The 21864-nt window shown below is 38.9% G+C and carries 25 protein-coding genes; 17 read left to right on the top strand and 8 right to left on the bottom strand.

Annotated features, from left to right (window positions below; translation table 11 throughout):
- Window positions 1–11 precede the first annotated feature (11 nt).
- Window positions 12–872, bottom strand: a complete 861-nt coding sequence (locus GJ691_RS13285) for a hypothetical protein (protein ID WP_154367665.1) — start codon at window positions 870–872, stop codon at window positions 12–14.
- Window positions 873–993: 121 nt separating this feature from the next.
- Window positions 994–2058, bottom strand: coding sequence for a branched-chain amino acid aminotransferase (locus GJ691_RS13290; protein WP_154367667.1), 1065 nt, complete (start codon window positions 2056–2058; stop codon window positions 994–996).
- Window positions 2059–2162: 104 nt separating this feature from the next.
- On the opposite strand from GJ691_RS13290, the gene GJ691_RS13295 reads away from it, so the two are divergent.
- From GJ691_RS13295 to dnaJ, 5 genes are all read left to right on the top strand, one after another.
- Window positions 2163–2636 (top strand): DUF4920 domain-containing protein, encoded by a 474-nt coding sequence (locus GJ691_RS13295; protein ID WP_154367669.1) that lies wholly within the window; start codon window positions 2163–2165, stop codon window positions 2634–2636.
- Entirely contained in the window at window positions 2636–3304 is a 669-nt protein-coding gene (gene mnmC2, locus GJ691_RS13300; RefSeq protein WP_154367671.1) for a tRNA (5-methylaminomethyl-2-thiouridine)(34)-methyltransferase MnmC2, read from the top strand. Before GJ691_RS13295 ends, mnmC2 begins: the two co-directional genes overlap by 1 nt.
- A gap of 123 nt (window positions 3305–3427) precedes the next feature.
- Window positions 3428–4342, top strand: coding sequence for a TIGR01777 family oxidoreductase (locus GJ691_RS13305; RefSeq protein ID WP_154367674.1), 915 nt, complete (start codon window positions 3428–3430; stop codon window positions 4340–4342).
- 190 nt (window positions 4343–4532) lie between these two features.
- Window positions 4533–5093 carry a nucleotide exchange factor GrpE gene (locus GJ691_RS13310; protein WP_154367675.1) on the top strand — a complete coding sequence of 187 codons (561 nt, stop codon included), beginning with the start codon at window positions 4533–4535 and terminating at the stop codon, window positions 5091–5093.
- A gap of 9 nt (window positions 5094–5102) precedes the next feature.
- Window positions 5103–6224 carry a molecular chaperone DnaJ gene (dnaJ, locus tag GJ691_RS13315; RefSeq protein ID WP_154367677.1) on the top strand — a complete coding sequence of 374 codons (1122 nt, stop codon included), beginning with the start codon at window positions 5103–5105 and terminating at the stop codon, window positions 6222–6224.
- A gap of 143 nt (window positions 6225–6367) precedes the next feature.
- Here dnaJ and GJ691_RS19835 read toward each other — a convergent pair whose 3' ends face one another.
- Entirely contained in the window at window positions 6368–6502 is a 135-nt protein-coding gene (locus GJ691_RS19835; RefSeq protein ID WP_281351261.1) for a hypothetical protein, read from the bottom strand.
- A gap of 146 nt (window positions 6503–6648) precedes the next feature.
- Between GJ691_RS19835 and GJ691_RS13320 the strand changes: the two genes are divergently transcribed.
- The 5 genes from GJ691_RS13320 to GJ691_RS13340 are packed head-to-tail and all read left to right on the top strand — an operon-like array spanning window position 6649 to window position 11878.
- Window positions 6649–7584, top strand: coding sequence for an ABC transporter ATP-binding protein (locus tag GJ691_RS13320; protein WP_154367679.1), 936 nt, complete (start codon window positions 6649–6651; stop codon window positions 7582–7584).
- Entirely contained in the window at window positions 7577–8914 is a 1338-nt protein-coding gene (locus GJ691_RS13325; RefSeq protein WP_154367782.1) for an ABC transporter permease, read from the top strand. Before GJ691_RS13320 ends, GJ691_RS13325 begins: the two co-directional genes overlap by 8 nt.
- A gap of 3 nt (window positions 8915–8917) precedes the next feature.
- Window positions 8918–9814, top strand: a complete 897-nt coding sequence (locus GJ691_RS13330; protein WP_154367681.1) for a mechanosensitive ion channel family protein — start codon at window positions 8918–8920, stop codon at window positions 9812–9814.
- Window positions 9811–10701, top strand: coding sequence for a DUF6268 family outer membrane beta-barrel protein (locus GJ691_RS13335; RefSeq protein ID WP_154367683.1), 891 nt, complete (start codon window positions 9811–9813; stop codon window positions 10699–10701). The genes GJ691_RS13330 and GJ691_RS13335 overlap by 4 nt, the downstream gene beginning before the upstream one ends.
- 13 nt (window positions 10702–10714) lie before the next feature.
- Entirely contained in the window at window positions 10715–11878 is a 1164-nt protein-coding gene (locus GJ691_RS13340) for a sigma-54-dependent transcriptional regulator (protein ID WP_154367685.1), read from the top strand.
- Window positions 11879–11887: 9 nt separating this feature from the next.
- On the opposite strand, the gene GJ691_RS13345 is transcribed toward GJ691_RS13340, so the two are convergent.
- Window positions 11888–12568, bottom strand: coding sequence for a hypothetical protein (locus tag GJ691_RS13345; RefSeq protein ID WP_154367687.1), 681 nt, complete (start codon window positions 12566–12568; stop codon window positions 11888–11890).
- Window positions 12569–12768: 200 nt separating this feature from the next.
- Between GJ691_RS13345 and GJ691_RS13350 the strand changes: the two genes are divergently transcribed.
- From GJ691_RS13350 to GJ691_RS13360, 3 genes are all read left to right on the top strand, one after another.
- Complete coding sequence (locus GJ691_RS13350; RefSeq protein WP_154367689.1) at window positions 12769–13647, top strand: PPK2 family polyphosphate kinase; 879 nt, start codon at window positions 12769–12771, stop codon at window positions 13645–13647.
- Window positions 13644–15032: a M20/M25/M40 family metallo-hydrolase gene (locus GJ691_RS13355; RefSeq protein WP_154367691.1), complete on the top strand. Its 1389-nt coding sequence runs from the start codon at window positions 13644–13646 to the stop codon at window positions 15030–15032. Before GJ691_RS13350 ends, GJ691_RS13355 begins: the two co-directional genes overlap by 4 nt.
- A 128-nt stretch (window positions 15033–15160) precedes the next feature.
- Entirely contained in the window at window positions 15161–16093 is a 933-nt protein-coding gene (locus GJ691_RS13360; protein WP_154367693.1) for a peptidylprolyl isomerase, read from the top strand.
- 511 nt (window positions 16094–16604) lie between these two features.
- On the opposite strand, the gene GJ691_RS13365 is transcribed toward GJ691_RS13360, so the two are convergent.
- Together GJ691_RS13365 and GJ691_RS13370 are read right to left on the bottom strand one after the other, a co-directional pair.
- Window positions 16605–16799, bottom strand: a complete 195-nt coding sequence (locus tag GJ691_RS13365; RefSeq protein WP_013304911.1) for a cold-shock protein — start codon at window positions 16797–16799, stop codon at window positions 16605–16607.
- A 160-nt stretch (window positions 16800–16959) separates the two neighbouring features.
- On the bottom strand, window positions 16960–17598 hold the full coding sequence (locus GJ691_RS13370) for a peroxiredoxin (protein WP_154367695.1): 639 nt from the start codon (window positions 17596–17598) through the stop codon (window positions 16960–16962).
- A gap of 108 nt (window positions 17599–17706) precedes the next feature.
- On the opposite strand from GJ691_RS13370, the gene GJ691_RS13375 reads away from it, so the two are divergent.
- Entirely contained in the window at window positions 17707–18249 is a 543-nt protein-coding gene (locus GJ691_RS13375) for a YfiT family bacillithiol transferase (RefSeq protein WP_154367697.1), read from the top strand.
- Window positions 18250–18298: 49 nt separating this feature from the next.
- Here the strand turns inward: GJ691_RS13375 and GJ691_RS13380 are convergent, their stop codons facing one another.
- The gene (locus GJ691_RS13380) at window positions 18299–18859 is read right to left on the bottom strand and encodes a thioredoxin family protein (RefSeq protein ID WP_154367699.1); all 561 of its coding nucleotides are present in this window, start codon (window positions 18857–18859) and stop codon (window positions 18299–18301) included.
- Between the two features lie 110 nt (window positions 18860–18969).
- On the opposite strand from GJ691_RS13380, the gene GJ691_RS13385 reads away from it, so the two are divergent.
- The 3 genes from GJ691_RS13385 to GJ691_RS13395 are packed head-to-tail and all read left to right on the top strand — an operon-like array spanning window position 18970 to window position 21276.
- Complete coding sequence (locus tag GJ691_RS13385; protein ID WP_154367784.1) at window positions 18970–19308, top strand: tRNA-binding protein; 339 nt, start codon at window positions 18970–18972, stop codon at window positions 19306–19308.
- A gap of 4 nt (window positions 19309–19312) precedes the next feature.
- Window positions 19313–20236 carry a bile acid:sodium symporter family protein gene (locus GJ691_RS13390; protein ID WP_154367701.1) on the top strand — a complete coding sequence of 308 codons (924 nt, stop codon included), beginning with the start codon at window positions 19313–19315 and terminating at the stop codon, window positions 20234–20236.
- Window positions 20233–21276 (top strand): lysophospholipid acyltransferase family protein, encoded by a 1044-nt coding sequence (locus GJ691_RS13395; RefSeq protein WP_154367703.1) that lies wholly within the window; start codon window positions 20233–20235, stop codon window positions 21274–21276. Before GJ691_RS13390 ends, GJ691_RS13395 begins: the two co-directional genes overlap by 4 nt.
- A 194-nt stretch (window positions 21277–21470) precedes the next feature.
- Here the strand turns inward: GJ691_RS13395 and GJ691_RS13400 are convergent, their stop codons facing one another.
- Entirely contained in the window at window positions 21471–21842 is a 372-nt protein-coding gene (locus tag GJ691_RS13400) for a PUR family DNA/RNA-binding protein (RefSeq protein ID WP_154367705.1), read from the bottom strand.
- Window positions 21843–21864 lie beyond the last annotated feature (22 nt).

Raw genomic sequence — 21864 nt, forward strand, 5'->3', positions numbered from 1 at the left:
TTTGAAAATATTTATTTTTTCAAAGGAGTAAAGAAGTCACTGGGTTCAAGATTGCAGGTATCTATCATTTCAATGGCATAGTCCAAAGTACCAAGGTCTTTATCGGTATTGTTGGTGCCCATACTGAATTTCACACCCGCCGCTTTTGCTTTTTTTATAAAAGTGGCAGAGGGAATTTTATAACGGGCATTTATTTCTATGGCAATGTTGTTTGCGACAGCGGCATCGATTACTTTTTGCATGCGTTCATTCGTCCATAATTCATCATATTCAGGTTGAAGGATGTCGGGCAGGTAGGTTGAGTTTACATAGATATCGATGGGTTCATTTTGCATAACCCCGACAATTTTGTCGACCAACTGATCCATGAAATCATCCTTGTCATCAACAAAAACTTCTTCTGGAATCCATAGGCGCATTCTTCTTCCTTTCTTATCGGTCCATGTCATGGCATCTGTAAATACATAATCGAAAGTGGCGATGTTTTCCTTAGAGAACATGGTAACCCATTCCCTTCCTTCCGCTTGCATTGCCATATATACGGGATACTTCTTATAGCGATCGTAATTGGCCAAAAGTGTGGAATCGTTTGTAATGGGGAATCCGATACCCGCATTGAAAGCAACACCGTAATCAATTCCTGTTTCTTTGGAATGCTCCAAAAGGTCCTCCATGGTTAGCCCACCTTTTAAATGACCGTGATAATCAACGATATCATACCCTGCCTTTTTTAATTCGGCTATTTTCGTTAGTATAGGGTTTTGGACTTCTTTTTGTTGTTCTGCAGGTTTTTCTTTTTTACTTTTTGAATTACAGGATAAAGAACTAATCCCGATAATGATCAATGTTAAAAGGGCTATCGATTTTTTCATGGTTGGGTGAATTGGAATTTATTTGAAACGGTAATATGGCTTAACCTTTAAAACGAAATAAAAGTTAAGCCTATTTAAATTAATAAGGAACAATTTCCAATTCTGGGTAGCATTGTAAGGTTTAAACCTTAACCCTCCATCCAAATTTGTCTTCTGCTCGGTTATATTGAATATCCGTAATTCTTTTCTTGAGCAACGATGCGTAATTATCACCTATTTCAGGTAAATCATAATCAACATCACGAAAACCGAATGCAGAAATCGGAGAAATTACGGCAGCGGTTCCCGCTCCGAACATTTCTTTTAAAGAGCCGTTTTTTGCAGCTTCCACAATTTCCGATACGGTAATTTTACGCTCCTCGACGGCAATACCTTCGTCTTTAGCAATTTTTAAAATACTTTTACGTGTTATGCCATCAAGGATCCTGTCACTTGTGGGAGCAGTTACCAAAGTGTCGTTTATTCGAACAAAAATGTTCATTGCGCCTGCCTCCTCAATGAATTCATGTGTGTTGTCATCTGTCCAAATAACTTGGTTGTACCCTTTTTCAAGTGCGAGTTGGGTAGGGTAGAATTGTCCGGCATAGTTTCCTCCGGCTTTGGCATAGCCAACACCGCCGTTAGCAGATCTTGAATATTTTTCCTCGATCAAGACTTTTACTTTTCCGGAGAAATAGGCGCCGGAAGGTGCAAAGGCGATAATGAATTTGTATTCATCTGCCGGGGAAGCATGAAACCCTGTTCCTGAGGCAAAGATAAATGGTCGTATATATAAAGAACTTCCGGGCGTTTGCGGTATCCAATCTTTTTCCAACTTCAAAAGAGCGGTAAGTCCCTCCATGAAATAATCTTCAGGTATTTCAGGTATGGCCATTCTTTTTGCAGAGATGTTCAATCGTTTGCAATTGTCTAAAGGACGGAAAAGCCATATGTCATTGTTTTCATCTTTATAGGCTTTCATTCCTTCAAAAATAGATTGCCCATAATGGAATATTTTCGCAGATGGGTCTAGGCTTATCGGTTGGTAAGGAATGATTTCGGGAATGTTCCAAGAACCGTTTTTGTAATCACAGACCAACATATGGTCTGTAAAAACATTTCCGAAAGCTAAGTTGTCAAAATCTACTTTATCTATTTTTGAGGTTTTTGCCTTTTCGATTTTTATATTCATTGTCTTGGTCTCCATTGAAATACTATTTATTGAATAAAATTAGAAAAATATCGATAGAGGCTCTTCTTTTTTCTTTAAAATTGCTCAATTTTACCATGTCAACTGAAAAAATCGTAAATATGAAAAGAATTAACATATTCATTATTGTATCCTTATTGGTTGTTATTGGCCACGCCCAAGAAACCCAAACGGAAAGAGCGGCATTTGGAATCGCTTTTCAAGGGGAAGGGAGTTTAACCCAGATGGAGATGTCTAAGAAGTACACGACAATGAAAATTTCGGATACCGTACAGACTAAATTTGTGGGTGTGGTCAAAGAAGTTTGCCAGGCCAAAGGTTGTTGGATGAAAGTGGCTTTGGATGATGGGGAAGTGGCGATGGTGCGGTTTAAGGATTACGGATTCTTTATGCCCAAAGACATTGCGGGCAAAGAAGTCGTGGTTAATGGATTGGCCTTTGTAGAGGAAATGAGTGTTGATGATCAACGACATTATGCAGAAGATGCAGGTAAGTCGGTAGATGAAATTGCAAAAATAAATCAGCCTAAAAGAACATTGGGTTTTGAAGCCGATGGGGTGTTGTTAAAGGATTGATGCAAAGGGAAATCATAACAACGGCCGATGGTTCAAAGACAATCCAGATAAAGGATTGGAATGAGCAGTACCATTCTAAACATGGTGCCATTCAGGAGGCATATCATGTTTTTATAAAACATGGTTTGGATCTCTTTCGTAAAAAAGATGAGGTGGTTCATATTTTGGAAATCGGTTTCGGTACCGGGTTGAACGCTTTGATCACTCTATTGGAAACTTCCAAATCCGGCATGGTCGTCGAGTATTGTGGGGTAGAGGCCTATCCTGTTTCCGAGGAAGAATTATCCCAATTGAATTATATCGAGGAGTTGAACGCGCAGGAGTTTTCAGGGCAATTCAAAAAAATGCACGCAGCCCCATGGGAAGAGCGTACATTACTATCCCAAGGTTTTTCAATATTGAAAATGCAGCGTGATTTTAAGGAAATAGCATTGGAAAATTGTATGAACCTTATCTATTTTGATGCTTTTGGCGCAAGGGTGCAGCCAGAATTATGGACAAAGGATGTTTTTGAGATCATGTTCAGGGCGCTTAAAAAGAAAGGTGTCCTAGTTACTTATGCAGCTAAAGGAAGTGTAAGGAGAGCCATGCAAGCTGTTGGTTTTGAGGTCGAAAGGTTGCCTGGGCCACCAGGAAAAAGGGAAATGTTAAGGGCAATAAAATCATAAATAAAGGTGTTGTTTCTTAAATTTTTTAGAATTTCACCGATAATCCCATTCCTACATCGTTAAGATTGTTAAATCGAAATTAAAATAGGCCACCACCGTTTATAGATCCCATACCTTTATCTTATGAAATTATTGATTACCGGTGCTACAGGATTAGTTGGGAGGGCTATTGTTGAAATCAGCAATAAGCATGGGATCTCTGTAAATTACTTGACCACAAATAAGGACAAAATAGTTTCGAACGAGAATTTTCAAGGTTATTTTTGGAATCCAGAACAGAATGAAATCGATTTGGATTGTTTTAAAGAAGTAACTGCGATAATCAATCTTGCGGGATCTAGTATTTCTGAAAGATGGACGGCGGATTACAAGAACGAAATCCTTTACAGTAGGATAAACTCCTTGAAAACACTCAACTACGCACTAGGTAAAATCGATGCTAAAGCCATTAATTCTTTTGTATCCGCTTCGGCAATAGGTATTTATCCCAGTTCCCTTGATCATTTTTATACAGAGGAAGACCAGGCTGTCGATGATAGTTTTTTGGGTGAGGTAGTACAGAAATGGGAAAAGGAAATCGATGCTTTATCCCATTTTGGATTTCCGGTCGCAAAGGTCAGGATCGGTTTGGTTTTGTCAAAAGACGGGGGCGTTTTGCCTAAACTCGAAAAGCCTATTAAATCGTATGTTGGGGCTACGTTCGGTAATGGAAAGCAATGGCAATCCTGGATACATATCAACGACCTGGCAAGACTTTTTCTTTTTATAGTCGAAAACCAATTGGAGGGTGTTTTTAACGGCGTAGCCCCCAATCCTGTTATGTATAAGAAAATGGTTAAGGAATTGGCAAAAATATTCAAGTCACCCCTTTTATTGCCCAATATACCTCGATTTGCCCTGAAATTAATCTTAGGGGAAATGTCTTACCTGCTCTTTGCGAGTCAGCGCGTAAGTAGTAAAAAAATTGCGGAAGAAGGTTTTGTTTTCGATTATCCTAATTTAGGTAATGCCCTAGAGGCTTTTTATATAGAAGGATAAAACCAATTTAAATTACATTTCTTCCAAGTAACTGAAATCCATTCCTGATTAAATTTTTTGTCCACTATTTATCTTTTTTGTCAATCTACTAGGGTTAAAATGGTAAAGTTTAGTGACATTTTGACATTTTTAAATAAATGGCAGTACTTTTGCCATCGAAAGAAATAAGATCAAAAATCAGTATCCTAAAATGAGTAATAAAAATAAAGCCGAAGAGGTTAACGAACCTATCTTAGATGGGGAAACGGTAAACGATTCAGGGAACGAGCAAGAAGAAGTGGTGAATGAGCAGGAGGTACAGTCGGTAGAAGAACAACTTCAGGACGAACTGGCCAAAGAAAAAGATAAATTTCTTCGATTGTTCGCCGAATTCGAGAATTATAAAAAACGTACTTCAAGAGAACGAATGGATTTGTTCAAAACAGCCGGACAAGAGGTTATCGTATCCTTGCTTCCTGTTTTAGATGATTTTGAACGTGCCTTAAAGGAATTGTCCAAATCCGAGGATAAGGAAATGTTCAAAGGGGTAGAGTTGATCAATGGAAAGTTCAGGGATGTATTGAAATCCAAGGGCATGGAAGAAGTAGGTGTTAAGCAGGGTGACTCTTTTGATGCCGAGATACATGATGCCATAACCCAAATACCGGCTCCTGATAAAAAGTTAAAGGGCAAGATCATCGATGTTGTGGAAAGAGGTTATAAGTTGGGTGACAAGATAATACGTCATCCTAAAGTAGTTGTTGGTAACTAAAATTCAAGGATGAAGGAAGACTATTACGAAATACTTGGCATAAGTAAAAATGCCACGGCTGCAGAAATTAAGAAGGCATATCGGAAAAAGGCCTTGGAACACCATCCCGATAAAAACCCAGGGGATGCCAAGGCAGAGGAACTTTTTAAAAAATCGGCAGAAGCCTACGAGGTACTTAGTAACCCGGATAAAAAAGCACGGTATGACCAATATGGGCATGCAGCTTTTGATGGTGCTGGCGGTTTTGGCGGCGGCGGAATGAACATGGATGACATCTTCAGTCAATTTGGGGATATCTTCGGTGGGGCATTTGGCGGCGGTTTCGGTGGTGGTTTTGGCGGTTTTGGCGGTGGAGGCCAAAGACGTGTTAAAGGGAGCAACCTCAGGATAAGGGTTAAATTGACCTTGGAAGAAGTGGCTAATGGTGTCGAGAAAAAAGTCAAGGTAAGGCGTAAAATGCAAGCACCTGGTGTTACGTATAAAACCTGTAGTACCTGTGGGGGGCATGGGCAAGTAACCAAAATCACCAATACCATACTCGGAAGAATGCAGACCGCGGTCGCATGTTCTACATGCGGCGGAAGTGGTCAGGTAATAGATAATAGGCCAAGTAATGCCGATGGTCAAGGACTTGTTGTCAAAGAAGAGACCGTATCGATAAAAATTCCGGCAGGGGTAGAAGATGGCATGCAATTAAAGGTTCCTGGAAAAGGGAACGAAGCGCCAGGAAACGGAATTCCGGGAGATCTTTTAGTGGCCATAGAAACCCAAGACCATGAAACCCTTAAAAGGGAAGGTGATAATCTTCACTACGATCTTTATGTAAGTTTTCCTGAGGCTGTTTTAGGAACATCCAAAGAAATAGATGCGGTAGGTGGTAAGGTGCGTATAAAATTGGAACCGGGTATACAATCGGGCAAGATATTGCGATTAAGGGGAAAAGGTATTTCCAGTATAAACGGTTATGGTAGTGGGGATCTTTTGGTACATGTCAACGTATGGACCCCTAAAGAACTCAATAAAGAACAAAAGGAGTTTTTTGAACGTATGGACGGAGCTGACAATTTTGTTCCGAAACCGGAAAAATCAGATAAATCCTTCTTTGAAAAAGTAAAAGATATGTTCTCTTAAGGATATTGATTCGAGTATAAAATAAAAAACGTATATTTGATTCAATATTGGATTACCAATATTAATTTTCTTTTTCATAGCAATTTTTTTCCCATCCTTGATTTTATCAAGGGTGGGTTTTGTTTTTTGGTCAGGTTTCAAGTTTAAACCAATTCCTTCCCAAAGGTATTTTCGATGCGGTGTCGGGGGCGTTTTTGTGCTACGATGTAGGTAGGGCCGAAGCTATCTGCCCCATCATTTTCGTTTTGAACGGCCCATGGTTTCAATTTGTACTTCAATCTGTTTTGTTTGATTGGGTTACCTTATGTTCAGGTTAAAGAACAATGTAGACTTTAATGCAATTACAAGCGAGTTATTGTTAGTATAATCTTAATTTAAGAAGTGTCTTTTAAACCAATTCTATATCTTTGGCAAAATTGCTTTCATGGATAACATTTTGGTCACTAAGGAGGTTACCAAACAATACGGGAAACATACAGCTTTGAACGGTGTTTCCTTGGAAATACCTAAGAACAGTATCTATGGTCTTTTGGGGCCTAACGGTGCTGGTAAAACTACCTTGATCCGTATAATCAACCAAATTACCTATCCCGATAAAGGAGAGGTGTATTTTGATGGGGAACTTTTAAAACCCAAGCATATTTCACTTATAGGTTACCTTCCGGAAGAAAGGGGTTTGTATAAGGGGATGAAAGTGGGTGAGCAGGCTTTGTATTTGGCACAATTAAAAGGTTTGGGTAAAGCAGAAGCCAAAAAGCGTTTGAAGTTTTGGTTCGATAAGTTTGATATCGGTGATTGGTGGAACAAGAAGGTACAGGAATTGTCAAAGGGAATGGCCCAAAAGATACAGTTCATAGTTACCATACTGCATGAACCCAAATTACTTATATTTGATGAGCCCTTTAGTGGTTTTGATCCAATTAATGCCAACATTATCAAGGATGAGATCATTCAATTGAAAGAAAATGGCACATCTATAATTTTTTCTACCCACCGAATGGAGTCGGTCGAGGAATTATGTGAGTACATTGCTTTGATACATCAGTCCGAAAAGATACTCGATGGTAAATTATCCGATATTAAAAAAGCATATAAGAACAATATGTTCAAAGTAGGTCTCCATGCCCAGGATGTAAATGCGTTATTGAACGTAATTTCCAATAAGTTCAATATTTTGGAACCCGTTATAGATCCATTGGAAAACCAGTTGGATTTTACCATCCAAATTCCCATTGAGGATTCTAGGGACTTTTTGGCCTATTTGGCCAGCCAGTCGAATATTTATCAATTTAGTGAGATTATTCCTTCTGCGAACGAAATATTTATTCAATCCATTCAAGATAAAGATGCAAATGAATAAATTGCCCATTATTATCAAGAGGGAATATTTGGCGAAGGTTCGTAATAAATCCTTCGTCATCATGACTTTTCTAAGTCCAATATTAATGGTCGGCATGATCGTGCTTATAGCTTATTTGACCAAAATAAACGATAATGAAAAGCGTATAATCGGCATTTTCAACGAAAGTGATTACTTCTCTAATGATTTTAACACAACAGAGAGTACTTCTTATGTTCATTTTAAAGATGTGACTTTACAGTTAGCTAAAGATTCTACCGCCAAAATGGGGTATTACGGTCTTTTGCATATACCTCATGAAGATGAGTTGGAGAAAGTTGCGGACCATTCTTATTTTTACACGAAAGAAGCGCCGAGTACTTCTGTCCTTGATAAGCTAGAAGATGTTTTTCAAGCAAGACTCAGGGAAAGAAGATTGCAGAATATGGGGGTTTCTTCCAAGGAGTTTGCGATGATGGATAAGCGGTATGAGATAAATACCGAAACTTTCGGAGGGGAGCAAAATCTAAAGGGTATAAACGAGATCAAAGCGATAATCGGTGGTGGGTTCGGTTATTTGATCATGATGTTCATCATTATCTATGGTGGTTTCGTAATGCGTAGTGTCATCGAGGAAAAGACCAGTAGAATAATTGAAGTTATCATTTCCTCGGTAAAGCCCTTTCAATTGATGATGGGCAAGATAATCGGTACTTCCTTGGCAGGGATTACCCAATTCGCTATATGGATCGTTTCTGCCTCAATACTTTTGATGATAGCCTTTGCTATTTTTGATATTGATCCGGCTACTTTGGGCGATGGTGCCAACGTTCCGGGTATTGCAGGTAATATGGCATCGCCCGTACCTACGCCAAATCAGACCATTCAGGCATATGCGCAGGAGCTTTACAAGATTCCATGGGCCATGTTGATTTGTTTTTTTGTTGTTTATTTTATACTTGGTTATTTGATTTACAGTTCAATTTATGCGGCTATAGGTGCGGCTGTGGATAATGAGACCGATACACAACAGTTTATATTTCCTATTATCCTTCCGCTTATGTTGGCTATTTACGTCGGATTCTTTTCTGTTTTCAGTAATCCGCATGGTCCTATTGCGGTAGGTTTTTCCTTGTTTCCGTTAACATCACCAATAGTGATGCTAATGCGTTTACCAGGAGGTATAGGTGAAGGTGGCGTTCCTGTATGGGAATTGGTGACATCCTTAATTTTATTGATATTGACATTTTTGGGTATCGTTTGGTTTGCGGCAAAAATCTATAGGGTGGGCATTCTTATGTACGGTAAAAAACCAACCTATAAGGAATTGTTTAAATGGATAAAGTATTGATGTATGGTACAGGATGATTCCGGTAAATTGGAAGAGATTATAAAAGAAGATGTCTGGGGTTCTATCCAGGATATTCTTAACTGGGGAATCCATATAGGCACAGGTGATAAATCATTGAACATAACCGTTGGGTTGTTGATAATGATAACGGTAGCATTCATTGCAACGACTTTTGTGTTAAAATGGATTCGGCAGATCATTACCCATAAAATGGTCCAGGAAGATAAACTTAAGTTTGTCAGTATTTTCAAGTTTATTAAGTATGCGGCCTATTTAGTAGTGATTTTGATAACGCTGAGTATGGCGGGTATCGATATTACCATTTTGATTACGGCCTCTGCCGCACTCTTTGTTGGTTTAGGCTTGGCCTTGCAAGAACTCTTCCAGGATATCATTGGGGGTGTATTCATAATTATTGATAAATCGTTGAGTGTTGGCGATATTATAGAGGTAGAAGGTAAGGTAGGAAAGGTCTTTGAGATAAAACTACGTACCACTAGGGCCATAACAAGGGATGATAAGGTCATTATTATCCCCAACCATAAGTTCATAAGTGATACGATCTTCAACTATACGCAAAACCACAAAACAACTAGGGAAAAGGTTAATATCGGTGTTGCTTATGGTAGTGATGTAAATTTGGTCACTAAAATCTTAGAGGAAATAGCACAAAAACAAAGAGGCATTCTTAAGAACCCGAAACCGTTTATCATTTTCGAAGACTTTGGTGATTCGGCCCTAATGTTCAGTATTAACTATTATACCAATGACAGTTTTACCGATATGAGGATAAAGAGTGAGATGCGCTATTCAATAGACGCAAAATTTAGACAGCACAATATATCCATACCATTTCCCCAAAGAGATGTACATATCTTTCAACACCCGGATAATAAATGAAAGAGCACGGATTAAGTTTGGTCACTATACTGGTCTTTGCCTTAATTTTAGGGAGATGTGGTTCTACAATACAGGCCCAATCACCCGATATTTTCAGGTTGGAGTATATGATCATGCCCAAGAATAATGCAGATGCCCAACTTTCAAGATATAAATTGGTTGTAAACGTACCGTTCAAGGTGCGGGAATCGGATAATTTCATACTTGGCGCAGAATATAATTATTTGGCCTATAAACTGGGAAGTAACGAGTATTTTGATAGTGCTGGGCTAGAGAGCCTTCATGTGGTCGACTTAAATATGGCCTATGTGTATAAGCGCAATGAAGATTGGAGGTATATCGGGGTTTTGACCCCTAGATTGTCTTCAACCTTGACCAACCCACTTGAAAATGGGGATGTTGCGATCAATGTAACGGTCGGGGCCTTTAAGGAGAGGCAGAATATAGATAAGCCCATGCGCTTAGTCGTAGGAATTGCGTATAATTCAACGGTTTCGTTGCGAATACCTTTGCCTTTTGTGTATTACGAAAAAAGATTCCACCCTAATTGGTCCTATGTAGTCGGTCTGCCTAAAACGGGGTTTAAATATCATATAGATAATAATCATTTAATTCAGACAGAATTTATATTGGATGGCTATTTCGTAAACCTTCAAAATAATATCATTCTTCCGAATACCGGCTTTGCAGCTTCAATATCTTCATCGGCTGCATTGTTAACTATAGGGTATCAATATAACATATCAAAAATTATGTCGTTCTACGGTTATATCGGTCATACGGTTTTTCAGGACGGGGTCTTACGGGATGAGGATAGAAATGATATTTTTACATTGAATGATGAGCCTAGTCTGTATTTCAGGACCGGATTTAGAATAGGAATTTAAAAAGAATTGCAATATGTCAAAGATTTTGGTGGTAGAAGACGAATCGGCTATACGAAGGGTATTGGTTAAAATACTTTCAGAGGAGAACGATTCTTATCAAGTGGAAGAAGCTGAAGATGGGTTAAAAGGTTTAGAGGCCGTTAAGAACAATGATTATGATTTGGTCTTATGTGATATAAAAATGCCGAAAATGGATGGTGTTGAGGTGCTTGAGGCCGCTCGTAAAATCAAACCTGAGATTCCTTTTATCATGATATCAGGGCATGGGGACTTGGACACTGCCGTAAATACAATGCGCATCGGAGCATTTGACTATATTTCAAAACCACCCGATTTGAACAGGCTTTTGACCACCGTAAGGAATGCCTTGGATAGAAAGGAATTGGTGGTAGAAAATAAAAAATTAAAGAAAAAGGTTAGTAAGAACTATGAAATGATCGGTGATAGCAAAGAAATAAACGCTATTAAGGAAATCATAGAAAAGGTGGCGCCTACAGATGCCCGTGTTCTGGTAACGGGTTCAAATGGTACGGGAAAAGAGTTGGTGGCACATTGGATCCACGAGAAAAGCCCAAGAAGTGGGGCACCTTTCATTGAGGTGAACTGTGCGGCCATACCCTCCGAATTGATAGAGAGTGAACTTTTTGGTCATGTTAAGGGAGCGTTTACATCAGCTGTTAAGGATCGGGCCGGTAAGTTCGAAGCCGCAAATAAAGGAACCATATTTTTAGATGAAATAGGGGATATGAGTCTGTCTGCCCAAGCAAAAGTACTTCGTGCTTTGCAAGAAAATAAAATTTCGAGGGTAGGTTCGGATAAGGATATAAAAGTTGATGTTAGGGTAATTGCCGCAACCAATAAAGATCTTGCTGAGGAAATAAAGGAAAATAGATTCAGGGAAGACCTTTATCATCGATTGGCGGTTATCCTGATAAAGGTGCCCGCTCTGAATGATAGAAGGGATGATATTCCCTTGTTGATCAATCATTTCGCTGCTAAGATTGCAGGTGAACAGGGTATTTCCCCCAAAGAATTCTCCTCTGGGGCCATAAAACTATTGAAAGGGTACGATTGGACGGGTAACATTCGCGAATTGCGCAATGTCGTTGAACGTCTTATTATTTTAGGCGGACAACAAGTGACCGAAGAGGATGTAAGACTTTTTGCAAGTAAATAAATCGCTTGTTTATTTGCAAGATTCTAACCGTTCCAAGGCTTCTGCCGTAATTTCCTTGGTTTTATAGTTATAATATTTTTTTCCCTCCGAAAGGTTCGGAAGCAATAACTGTTGCTCACAATGTAAATAAATATTTTCAGCAAAGGCCCGTGCAGACGCACAATCTACCGATTTTACGATCCTATCAAGTGATTTTCGGTATTTTTCCAAAGAGGCATCTATTTGTTGTTCCATTTCTTTTTCACTTGGGATCCGCGTCGAAATTTTTTCCGTTTCTGAAATTGTGTTCATGGCCAATAGATCACTCCCATATTTGCTGGTATGGAACTCGTGTTCCCCTAAGGATTCGATACCGTCGATAATATGTTGTAAGGCCCTCTTTAGTAATATTCGCGTGCTGGTCAAGGAAGTTGCCTTGGTAGCCAAGATCAAGTCAGATTTACCGTCGGCTATATTGCCATCGGCATAAACACAACCACAATCCTTTAGTTGATTTTTCGATTTTTCAATTGAGTTGATGGCTTTATAAGCATAAAACCTGGCTTGGTTGATATCTTTCACATCGATGGATTTCTCTACTTGGGTCTTGGCATAGTTCATATTAGAACTTGCATACTCGCAACCCTTGTCTACCATAAAGGAAGAAAACAAAATCAGTGAAACTACTGCGACAAGTGAATAGTTCTTCATAAGATAAGCCTTTAGTTCGTTGTAAAATTTGGGAATAATACAAGTTAAAATTACATGGGAAAAAGCTATTCACCTATTTTTTTCGATAGAACGCAGGAAGTATCCTTTAAGTGGGTCAAGATGTATCTTTTTTGCAGGTGAATTACCATTTTTTCAGGGATTAAGGTCTTTCAACGATAAAATATTTTTATATTCAGAGCATGAAGAATATTGATATAAATAGATATAGGGCAGATAAGTCAACAGATTTGGCGGCAATGCCCACAATTGAGGATTTTGGGTCTACCGACAAACAATTGAAAAAGGAAATGGTAAAAGTTCGGGAAAAACTTGGGGAGTTCCAAGATACCTTATATGCACATGGTAAGTATAGTGTATTGGTTTGTTTGCAAGGAATGGATACTTCGGGAAAGGACAGCCTTGTGCGTGAAGTGTTCAAGGATTTCAACGTACGTGGCGTGGTAGTTCATAGTTTTAAAGTGCCCACCCCATTGGAACTGAAACATGATTACCTCTGGCGTCACTATATTGCACTGCCTGCCAAGGGTAAATTCGGGATTTTTAACCGAACGCATTATGAGAATGTTTTGGTAACCCGTGTTCATCCTGAATATATTATGGGAGAGCATTTACCGGGAATAGAAAAAGTGTCTGACATTGACCAGCATTTTTGGGATTCAAGATTCGACCAGATCAATAATTTTGAAAAACATCTTGTAGATAACGGTACCATAATCTTCAAATTTTTTCTTCACTTGTCCAAAGAAGAGCAACGGCAAAGGTTACTTCGTAGGTTGCGTTTAAAGCAAAAGAATTGGAAATTCTCCCCCGATGACCTCAAAGAAAGAAAATTATGGACAAAATATCAGCAGTGTTATGAAGAGGCCATTCAAAGAACCTCGAAGCCTAAAGCTCCTTGGTTCGTTATTCCGGCAGATAACAAGAAAGGGGCAAGGTTGATCGTGGCTGAAATTCTTTACCAAGAGTTAAAAAAATACAAAGATATCATTGCACCGGAACTCGATGATAAAATAAAAGCTAATTTAGACAACTACAAAAAACAACTGGAAAGCGAATGAAGTTTTTAAAGTACATCTTAATCGTCGTAGTGGTAACTTGGCAAGGATATGCACAATCGGAGGACGAAAAACAAATAAAGGCTATTTATGAAACTGCTTTGACCCAAAGCAAATCTTATGATTGGCTCAATTATTTATCCAATCAGATTGGTGGTAGGTTATCCGGATCAATACAAGCCCAACAGGCGGTGGATTATACCAAGGCACAATTAGACTCAATGGGGCTCGATAAGGTTTGGCTTCAACCTGTAATGGTGCCTAAATGGGTAAGGGGTACTCCGGAATTTGCTTATGTTGAAACGGCTCCGGGAATTACAACCAACTTACCGATATGTGCACTTGGCGGTTCGGTCGCCACACCTTTGCAAGGCATTAAGGCAAATATCATAGAGGTGAATGGTATCAAGGACCTGGAAGTTTTAGGTGCCGATAAGATAAAAGGTAAGATCGTATTTTTCAATAAACCCATGGATCCAACCCTAATAAGTACGTTCGAATCGTATTCAGGCTGTGTTGGTCAGCGATATGCCGGCGCTATGGAGGCGGTCAAATATGGAGCGGTAGGTGTTATTGTTAGATCAATGAACTTAAGGTTAGATGATTATCCGCATACGGGTTCTATGGGTTATGGCGATTTAGAGGTTTGGGAACGGATTCCTGCCGCGGCGATCAGTACAAAAGGAGCTGAGTTTCTAAGCGCAACGCTTAAACTGAGTCCTAATGCCAATTTCTATTTTAAACAAAGTTGCAAAGTATATAATGATGTTGAGTCTTTTAATGTCATAGGCGAAATCAAGGGAAGTACATACCCTGATGAAATTATAGTGGTCGGTGGTCACTTGGATTCTTGGGATCTAGGAGATGGGTCACATGATGACGGAGCAGGTTGTGTACAGAGTATGGATGTTCTAAGACTCTTGAAAGAAAGTGGATATACGCCCAAAAGAACAATTAGGGTGGTACTTTTCATGAATGAGGAAAATGGTCTGCGTGGAGGTAAGAAATATGCCGAAGTGGCCAAAAACAAGAAAGAAAAGCATGTCTTTGCCTTAGAGAGTGATGCAGGTGGTTTTTCTCCAAGGGGATTTTCATTTGATTGTTCGGAAGGGGATTTCAAGAAAGTCAAAAGTTGGGGGCCTCTTTTTGAACCTTATCTTGTTCACATGTTGGTTAAAGGATACAGCGGAGCCGATATTGGGCCTTTAAAGGATGATGGAATTGTATTGGCCGGATTACGCCCCGATTCTCAACGTTACTTTGATCACCATCATTCCGAATACGATACTTTTGAACATGTGAACAAAAGGGAATTGGAGCTGGGCGCAGCGGCAATGTCAAGTTTGGTCTATCTTTTTGATAAGTATGGAGTTGAAAAAACAAAATAGATACCATATTTAAATTTTGTCAAGGGAATTGGTTTTCGAAGAACTGTTTTCCGTTGGAACAATATGGATGGAATTCTTTTCCCTAACTAATTTGTATATCTTTGCAGCTCAATAAAAAAAAGCGAAAAATGCAAGACGGAATCTACGCAAAATTCAATACTTCAAAAGGAGAGATACTTGTAAAATTAACTTATGATAAAACTCCCGGTACTGTAGGTAACTTTGTTGCCTTGGCAGAGGGTAAACGTGAGAATAGTGCCAAAGCCATTGGTGAGCCCTATTATGACGGATTAAAATTCCACAGGGTAATTCCTGATTTTATGATTCAAGGAGGTTGTCCTTCCGGTACTGGTACCGGTGATCCAGGATACAAGTTCGATGATGAATTTCATCCAGATTTGGTTCATGATGCCCCAGGGGTACTTTCAATGGCCAATGCTGGGCCAGGAACTAACGGAAGTCAGTTTTTCATTACCCACGTTGCCACACCATGGTTAGATAATAAACATACCGTTTTTGGTCATGTAGAAGCCGGTCAAGAGGTGGTAGATGCCATTGCGCAATCCGATACCATCGATACTTTGGAAATCATTAGGATTGGTGCCGAGGCCGAAAAGTGGGATGCCTTGGAAGCCTTTAAAACTTTTGAAAGTTCAAAAGAGAAAAGATTAGCGGAAGAAAAGGAAAAACAGGCCAAGGAATTGGATAAGGTAGCTGCTGGTTTTGATGAGACCGAGAGCGGACTACGATATAAGATTATTCAAAAAGGAAGTGGGGATAAAGCTGAAAAAGCGAAAACAGTTTCGGTACATTATGAGGGTTCTCTATTGAACGGTCAGGTTTTCGATTCCTCCTATAAAAGAAATCAACCGATTGATTTTCAATTGGGCGTAGGACAAGTTATTCCAGGTTGGGATGAAGGTATTGCTTTGCTACAAGTAGGGGATAAGGCACGTTTCGTGATTCCATCGAATTTGGCTTATGGTAGTGCAGGGGCCGGTGGTGTCATTCCACCAAATGCCACTTTAATTTTCGATGTGGAATTGATGGATGTGAAATAGAAATCACAAGAATCATTTTATATAAGGAGCCTCGGTTTATACCGGGGCTTTTTTTTGCTAAGCTATTTATCTCGCACCCGAACCAAACTGCTTATGAGCATAACGCTATTGATAAAGACCAAAACACAAACTATAGAGATAAAAGTTACCATGGCATAATTATTTTTAATGATCGTTGTTCCATTGTAACAACCACTAAAACTTAAACCCTACTTTTTCTTGGTTCAATACGGTTATTTTTTGGTACTCAGTATGCTCATTAATAAAAGAATGATGTTAATGACGAGAAGCGATAGTAAAATGGTTATAAAGGTGGTCATATAAAAATTGTTGTTTGAGTTTCTTATTGAGGGGGAGTTGTTTTGTTTAATGCATGATGCAGAAAAAGGGAGGGGGTTGCGTTAAAACTTAAACAAAAATAAGAAAAAGAAAAAAATTAGTAAGAAAATACCACAAATAAAAACCCCCGATGCAGAACATCGGGGGTATATAAAAAAGTTAAAATCGTTACCTAGTCAACTACTTTCACATTAACGGCGTTTAATCCTTTTTTACCTTGTTGTAGTTCAAATTCCACAACATCACCTTCACGAACTTCGTCGATTAAGCCAGAAATGTGTACAAAATGATCTTCGTTCGAACCATCTTCAGTGATAAAACCATAACCTTTGGAATCATTGAAGAATTTAACTGTTCCTTTACTCATAATAAAAATTATTAAATATTAATTAAAGTGCAAATGTAGGATTTATTAATTTAATTGTATGATATTTTGGAAGTTATCTTTGTATTAACACATCCTTAAATTAATGGTTGAACTTTTGGATCGCTTAAAAAGGCGATTTTTAAGTCCAAGTTTCCTGTTTTCAAGCCGTAGGATCAGGGGTCATTCTCAAATAAGGTTTAACTTCCTCAACGCCTTTTGTGAATATTTTACGCGCTTCATCGGTAGGTATGGCCGGACTAACAACGACATCATTACCATGTTCCCAATTTGCAGGTGTGGCAACTTTATGGTTGGCCGTTAATTGTAAAGAATCGACAACCCTTAACAGTTCATAGAAGTTACGCCCTGTTGAAGCAGGGTAGGTCAATGTAAGTTTAACCGTTTTGTCCGGTGCGATAATGAATACCGAACGTACGGTTAAGGTGCTGTCCGCTTTTGGGTGGATCATATCGTAAAGGTCAGACACTTTTCTGTCCTCATCCGCAATTATCGGAAAGTTTACCGTGGTGTTCTGTACTTCGTTGATGTCTTTGATCCATTCCTTATGGGAGGCTGCCCCATCTACACTTAATGCGATCATTTTTACATTTCGTTTGTCAAATTCCCCCTTAAAATTAGCCGCAGTACCCAATTCGGTTGTACAAACGGGGGTAAAATCTGCAGGATGTGAAAATAAAATTCCCCAGCTATCACCTAGGTAATCGTATAAATTAATTGTGCCCATTGAACTGTCTGCAGTAAAATTCGGGGCTGTATCCCCTAATCTAAGTGTTGCCATTTTTGATTGTTTTTAATTATAAAACTATTTATCCGATAAAATTAGTAGATTTATGGTTTTCGTAGAATTTTCATTAGGTTAAAACTGTATTAAAATTTTTAAAGTAGTATGGATAAGATAGTTATGGAGGCTTTGAAGTTCCCAATCGGGCATTTTGAATATTCAGCAAAAGTATCTAAAGCAATTGTAGATGGGTGGATTAAGGACTTGGAAGAACTGCCGTTAATACTTGAGCGTTTGGTGGGTGATTTAACTATGGAGCAATTGGAAACCCCTTATAGACCAGAGGGGTGGACGATTAGGCAATTGGTACACCATATAGCGGATAGCCATCATCATAGTTATACCCGTTTCAAATGGGCGCTGACGGAAAATGGTCCCTTGATCAAGGCGTATGACGAAAAGAGTTGGAGCTCCTTGTCCGATGCCAAAACCGCCCCAGTGGAGCTTTCTTTGAACTATTTAAAGGCACTACATGCCAAACTTGTTTTTTTGTTGAAAAGTCTGGATGATCAAGACTTGCAGAAATATTATGTGCATCCCGATGATAAAAGCAAGATTACCGTAAAAGAGAATATTGGAAAATATGCCTGGCATGGGCGACATCATTGCGCTCATATTCAAGGATTGTTAGAGCGAAAAGGTTGGTAGGCCTAGTCTGGTTTAAAATAAGAGCTACCTTATTTACAACTATCCAGGATCAATCGGCAATCCATTTAATATTGCATCCAATACTAGGTTTCTGATCAGGATCTATTTCTTTTTCCGACAGCAGGGCGTTTAGGGCATTTCGAAGATCTTTTCCGGTAACAGGGACAGCGTTTCCAGGTCTTGAGCCATCTAATTGTCCACGATAAACGAGGTTTAGGTCTTTATCGAATAAATAAAAATCAGGAGTACAGGCAGCATCATATTTCATGGCTGTTTCTTGGGTAGCGTCATACAAATAAGGAAAAGGATACCCAACTTGCTTTGCTTGCTGTTTCATTAAGTCCGGTGCATCTTGTGGGTAATTGATAACATCATTACTAGAAATGGCAATAAAGGAAATTCCTTTGGATTGGTATTCCTTGGCCATTTTTACCAATTCCGGGTTCACATGAATAACAAAAGGACAATGGTTACAGATGAACATGATCACTGTCCCAATATCGCCTTTAAGGGTGTTCAGTGACAGTTCTTGGTCACTGATCGTGTCCTTTAGAATAAAATTTGGGGCTTTTGTGCCTAAAGGCATCATATTGCTAGGGGTGTTCGCCATGACTTATCATTTCTGATCAAAAAAATAAAGTTAAAAGTATTTGGTGAATTTTGGTCATCGGAAACACTATTTTTAAATTGAACGGCCATATAATATAAGATACCAAGATGATGAAAGAAATAATAAGCTGGAATGATTTTAGTAAGGTCGATATGAGAATAGGTACCATTATCGAAGTTGGTGATTTTCCGAAAGCAAGGAATCCGGCTTATCAAATAAAACTTGATTTCGGAAAAGAAATAGGGGTTAAAAAGACTTCGGCTCAGATCACTACACTATATGACAAGGAGGAGCTTCTGGGTCGACAGGTAATTGCTGTAATTAATTTTCCGAAGAAACAAATTGCCGATTTTATGAGTGAATGTCTTATATTAGGAGCTGTTGAGGGTAAGGATGTGGTTTTAATACAACCAGATGCGGCAGTTCCCAACGGACTTAAAATAGCCTAACCGTTTGTCAGATACCGTACTAGATAATGTTCATATCAATTTTGATAGTCAAACCCTTTGGGTGTTGAATATTGCCTTGGCATTGGTCATGTTCGGCATCGCGTTGGAGATTTCAGTGAACGATTTCAAAAGACTCCTGCAAAATCCAAAATCCATATTCACAGGAATTTTCAGTCAGTTTATACTTTTGCCGGCTATTACCTTCGCATTGGTATGGATTATTGAACCTATCTCCAGCATAGCCTTGGGTATGTTCATGGTTGCCGCATGTCCTGGTGGAAATATTTCCAATTTCATTACACATTTCGCTAAGGGCAATTCGGCCTTATCCGTTAGTCTAACGGCAGTAGCTACCTTATTGGCTGTTATTATGACACCCTTGAATCTTGAATTCTGGGGTTCATTATATGGTCCTACATCGAAAATATTGACCGAAGTTGCCATTTCACCTGTTGAAATGGTAGAATTGGTTTCTTTGTTGTTGGCCATTCCACTGGCCTTGGGAATGGGGTTCAATTACTTAAGACCCGTACTGGCAAAGAGAATGGCCAAGGTTTTCAAATGGGTTTCTTTGGTATTCTTTATCGCTTTGATCTTCCTGGCCCTTTATAATAACAGGGATATTTTCATAGATTATATTTTTTATGTCTTCTGGATAGTGGTATTGCATAATCTAGTCGCGTTTTTAACGGGATTCTCGTTGGCTAAATTTATGGGGTTGTCCCAAAGGGATACCCGATCGATCACCATAGAAACGGGAATCCAGAATTCCGGATTGGGCCTATTGCTCATTTTTACTTTTTTCGACGGTCTGGGGGGCATGGCCTTATTGACTGCTTTTTGGGGAATATGGCATTTGGTTTCCGGGTTGTTGTTGTCTATGTTTTGGGGATATAAACCCCTTGAGAAAGAAGAATTGGCTTCATGAGGATAGGTTATAACATCTTAAAGCTGTATGTGAAGATAGGCCTGTTTTGTTACTTCAAAAAAATAAAGGTGGTTGGTCTAGGGAATATACCTAAAGATAAACCGATACTATTTTTGGCCAATCATCAGAATGCGTTGATAGATGCTTTGATTATTGTTATGAATGTTGGGGTGGCACCTTTTTTTTTGGCACGATCCGATGTGTTTAAAAAACCACTGATCGCCAAGTTTTTGAGGTATTTGCAAATGATACCCATTTACCGGATCAGGGATGGTCGGGAAACCCTAAGGAACAATCCCGCAATTTTCAGTAAATGTGGTAGACTTCTTTCAGAGGGGAAGGCCTTGATGCTTTTTCCTGAAGGGAACCATGGTATTCAACGACGTGTCCGCTGGCCTATGCGAAAGGGTTTTGTTAAAATGATTTTCTCGGCTTTGGAGAACGACCCAAACTTGGATATTCGAATAGTCCCTGTGGGTTTAAATTATCTAAGGGCAGAAAGCTTTCCTGATAGTGTGGCCATGTATATAGGCGAGGATATTTCAGTGCAGGCGTGTTTTGATCCTAAAAATCTACCTGCCACTGAAGCACTTTTAAAGAATGAGGTATATAAAAGGTTGAAACAGCTTACCACACATATTGAAGATGAGGGAACTTATGACAATGTAGTGGTGCAATTGAATAACAGGAACGTTGATTATCTGGATCCAATTTCCGTTAATAATACCATTCAAGAAATAGATGTGACTTTTCAAGAGACTCCGATCCAAAAGAAAACCCCCTGGTATTCCTATGTTTTGAAATTTGTGTTTACGTTGGTCAACTTTCCGATTCTAGTCCTATGGAATAAGAAATTGAAGTCAAGGGATATGGATATTGAATTCAGGTCAACGATGCGCTTTGCTTTGGGAGTTCTCCTTTTTCCGATTTATTTTGGCATATTGTTCTTGCTATTTGCCTATTTCTTGGGAATCGGGACGGCTTTTATGTTGTTGTTGGCTCATTGGCTTATTAATGTAGCCTACATGAAACTTGGTTAGCTTAAAATATACGATTGTAGATGGTTGCTATATTTTAAGGTGTACATATGAATTGGTGCTTTGTTTCGTGTGGTTAGCAGTCACTGCCTCTAACATAGGATAAAGGTTTAGAGTAAGGTTTGGTAGGATGGGTCATAATGTAAAACGGCCCTGAATGTTCAGGGCCGTTTTACACAATAATAAGTTTGAATATTTTAAATGTCATCGAAATCAACATCGGTAAAGCTACCGGTTGTTGACATTTCACCATTTTCGTGGTATTCTTCTTTCTTGAAATCTTTTTGATGTCTTTCCGAGATTACCTCGGTGCCTTTTTCTTCAATGATGAAATTCATCATTTCTTCTACATTTTCCTTAAAAGCATTGAAATCTTCCTTGTAAAGATAAATTTTGTGTTTTTTATAATGAAACGAACCATCATCATGGGTGAATTTTTTACTCTCGGTGATAGTTAGATAGTAATCACCTGCTTTGGTGCTTCTTACATCAAAGAAATATGTTCTCCTTCCGGCTCTCAATACTTTGGAATGTATCTCTTCCTGATCTATTAATTCTTTGTCGCTCATTTTTCAAGTTTCTAGTTAGATA

The sequence above is a fragment of the Maribacter luteus genome (assembly GCF_009674825.1).
Taxonomy (GTDB): Bacteria; Bacteroidota; Bacteroidia; order Flavobacteriales; family Flavobacteriaceae; genus Maribacter_A; species Maribacter_A luteus.

What these genes read in the sequence shown, in the direction of transcription:
- GJ691_RS13285 (WP_154367665.1), bottom strand. Translation starts at nt 872, where the DNA reads ATGAAAAAATCGATAGCCCTTTTAACATTGATCATTATCGGGATTAGT.
- GJ691_RS13290 (WP_154367667.1), bottom strand. Translation starts at nt 2,058, where the DNA reads ATGGAGACCAAGACAATGAATATAAAAATCGAAAAGGCAAAAACCTCA.
- GJ691_RS13295 (WP_154367669.1), top strand. Translation starts at nt 2,163, where the DNA reads ATGAAAAGAATTAACATATTCATTATTGTATCCTTATTGGTTGTTATT.
- mnmC2 (WP_154367671.1), top strand. Translation starts at nt 2,636, where the DNA reads ATGCAAAGGGAAATCATAACAACGGCCGATGGTTCAAAGACAATCCAG.
- GJ691_RS13305 (WP_154367674.1), top strand. Translation starts at nt 3,428, where the DNA reads ATGAAATTATTGATTACCGGTGCTACAGGATTAGTTGGGAGGGCTATT.
- GJ691_RS13310 (WP_154367675.1), top strand. Translation starts at nt 4,533, where the DNA reads ATGAGTAATAAAAATAAAGCCGAAGAGGTTAACGAACCTATCTTAGAT.
- dnaJ (WP_154367677.1), top strand. Translation starts at nt 5,103, where the DNA reads ATGAAGGAAGACTATTACGAAATACTTGGCATAAGTAAAAATGCCACG.
- GJ691_RS13320 (WP_154367679.1), top strand. Translation starts at nt 6,649, where the DNA reads ATGGATAACATTTTGGTCACTAAGGAGGTTACCAAACAATACGGGAAA.
- GJ691_RS13325 (WP_154367782.1), top strand. Translation starts at nt 7,577, where the DNA reads ATGAATAAATTGCCCATTATTATCAAGAGGGAATATTTGGCGAAGGTT.
- GJ691_RS13330 (WP_154367681.1), top strand. Translation starts at nt 8,918, where the DNA reads ATGGTACAGGATGATTCCGGTAAATTGGAAGAGATTATAAAAGAAGAT.
- GJ691_RS13335 (WP_154367683.1), top strand. Translation starts at nt 9,811, where the DNA reads ATGAAAGAGCACGGATTAAGTTTGGTCACTATACTGGTCTTTGCCTTA.
- GJ691_RS13340 (WP_154367685.1), top strand. Translation starts at nt 10,715, where the DNA reads ATGTCAAAGATTTTGGTGGTAGAAGACGAATCGGCTATACGAAGGGTA.
- GJ691_RS13345 (WP_154367687.1), bottom strand. Translation starts at nt 12,568, where the DNA reads ATGAAGAACTATTCACTTGTCGCAGTAGTTTCACTGATTTTGTTTTCT.
- GJ691_RS13350 (WP_154367689.1), top strand. Translation starts at nt 12,769, where the DNA reads ATGAAGAATATTGATATAAATAGATATAGGGCAGATAAGTCAACAGAT.
- GJ691_RS13355 (WP_154367691.1), top strand. Translation starts at nt 13,644, where the DNA reads ATGAAGTTTTTAAAGTACATCTTAATCGTCGTAGTGGTAACTTGGCAA.
- GJ691_RS13360 (WP_154367693.1), top strand. Translation starts at nt 15,161, where the DNA reads ATGCAAGACGGAATCTACGCAAAATTCAATACTTCAAAAGGAGAGATA.
- GJ691_RS13365 (WP_013304911.1), bottom strand. Translation starts at nt 16,799, where the DNA reads ATGAGTAAAGGAACAGTTAAATTCTTCAATGATTCCAAAGGTTATGGT.
- GJ691_RS13370 (WP_154367695.1), bottom strand. Translation starts at nt 17,598, where the DNA reads ATGGCAACACTTAGATTAGGGGATACAGCCCCGAATTTTACTGCAGAC.
- GJ691_RS13375 (WP_154367697.1), top strand. Translation starts at nt 17,707, where the DNA reads ATGGATAAGATAGTTATGGAGGCTTTGAAGTTCCCAATCGGGCATTTT.
- GJ691_RS13380 (WP_154367699.1), bottom strand. Translation starts at nt 18,859, where the DNA reads ATGGCGAACACCCCTAGCAATATGATGCCTTTAGGCACAAAAGCCCCA.
- GJ691_RS13385 (WP_154367784.1), top strand. Translation starts at nt 18,970, where the DNA reads ATGAAAGAAATAATAAGCTGGAATGATTTTAGTAAGGTCGATATGAGA.
- GJ691_RS13395 (WP_154367703.1), top strand. Translation starts at nt 20,233, where the DNA reads ATGAGGATAGGTTATAACATCTTAAAGCTGTATGTGAAGATAGGCCTG.
- GJ691_RS13400 (WP_154367705.1), bottom strand. Translation starts at nt 21,842, where the DNA reads ATGAGCGACAAAGAATTAATAGATCAGGAAGAGATACATTCCAAAGTA.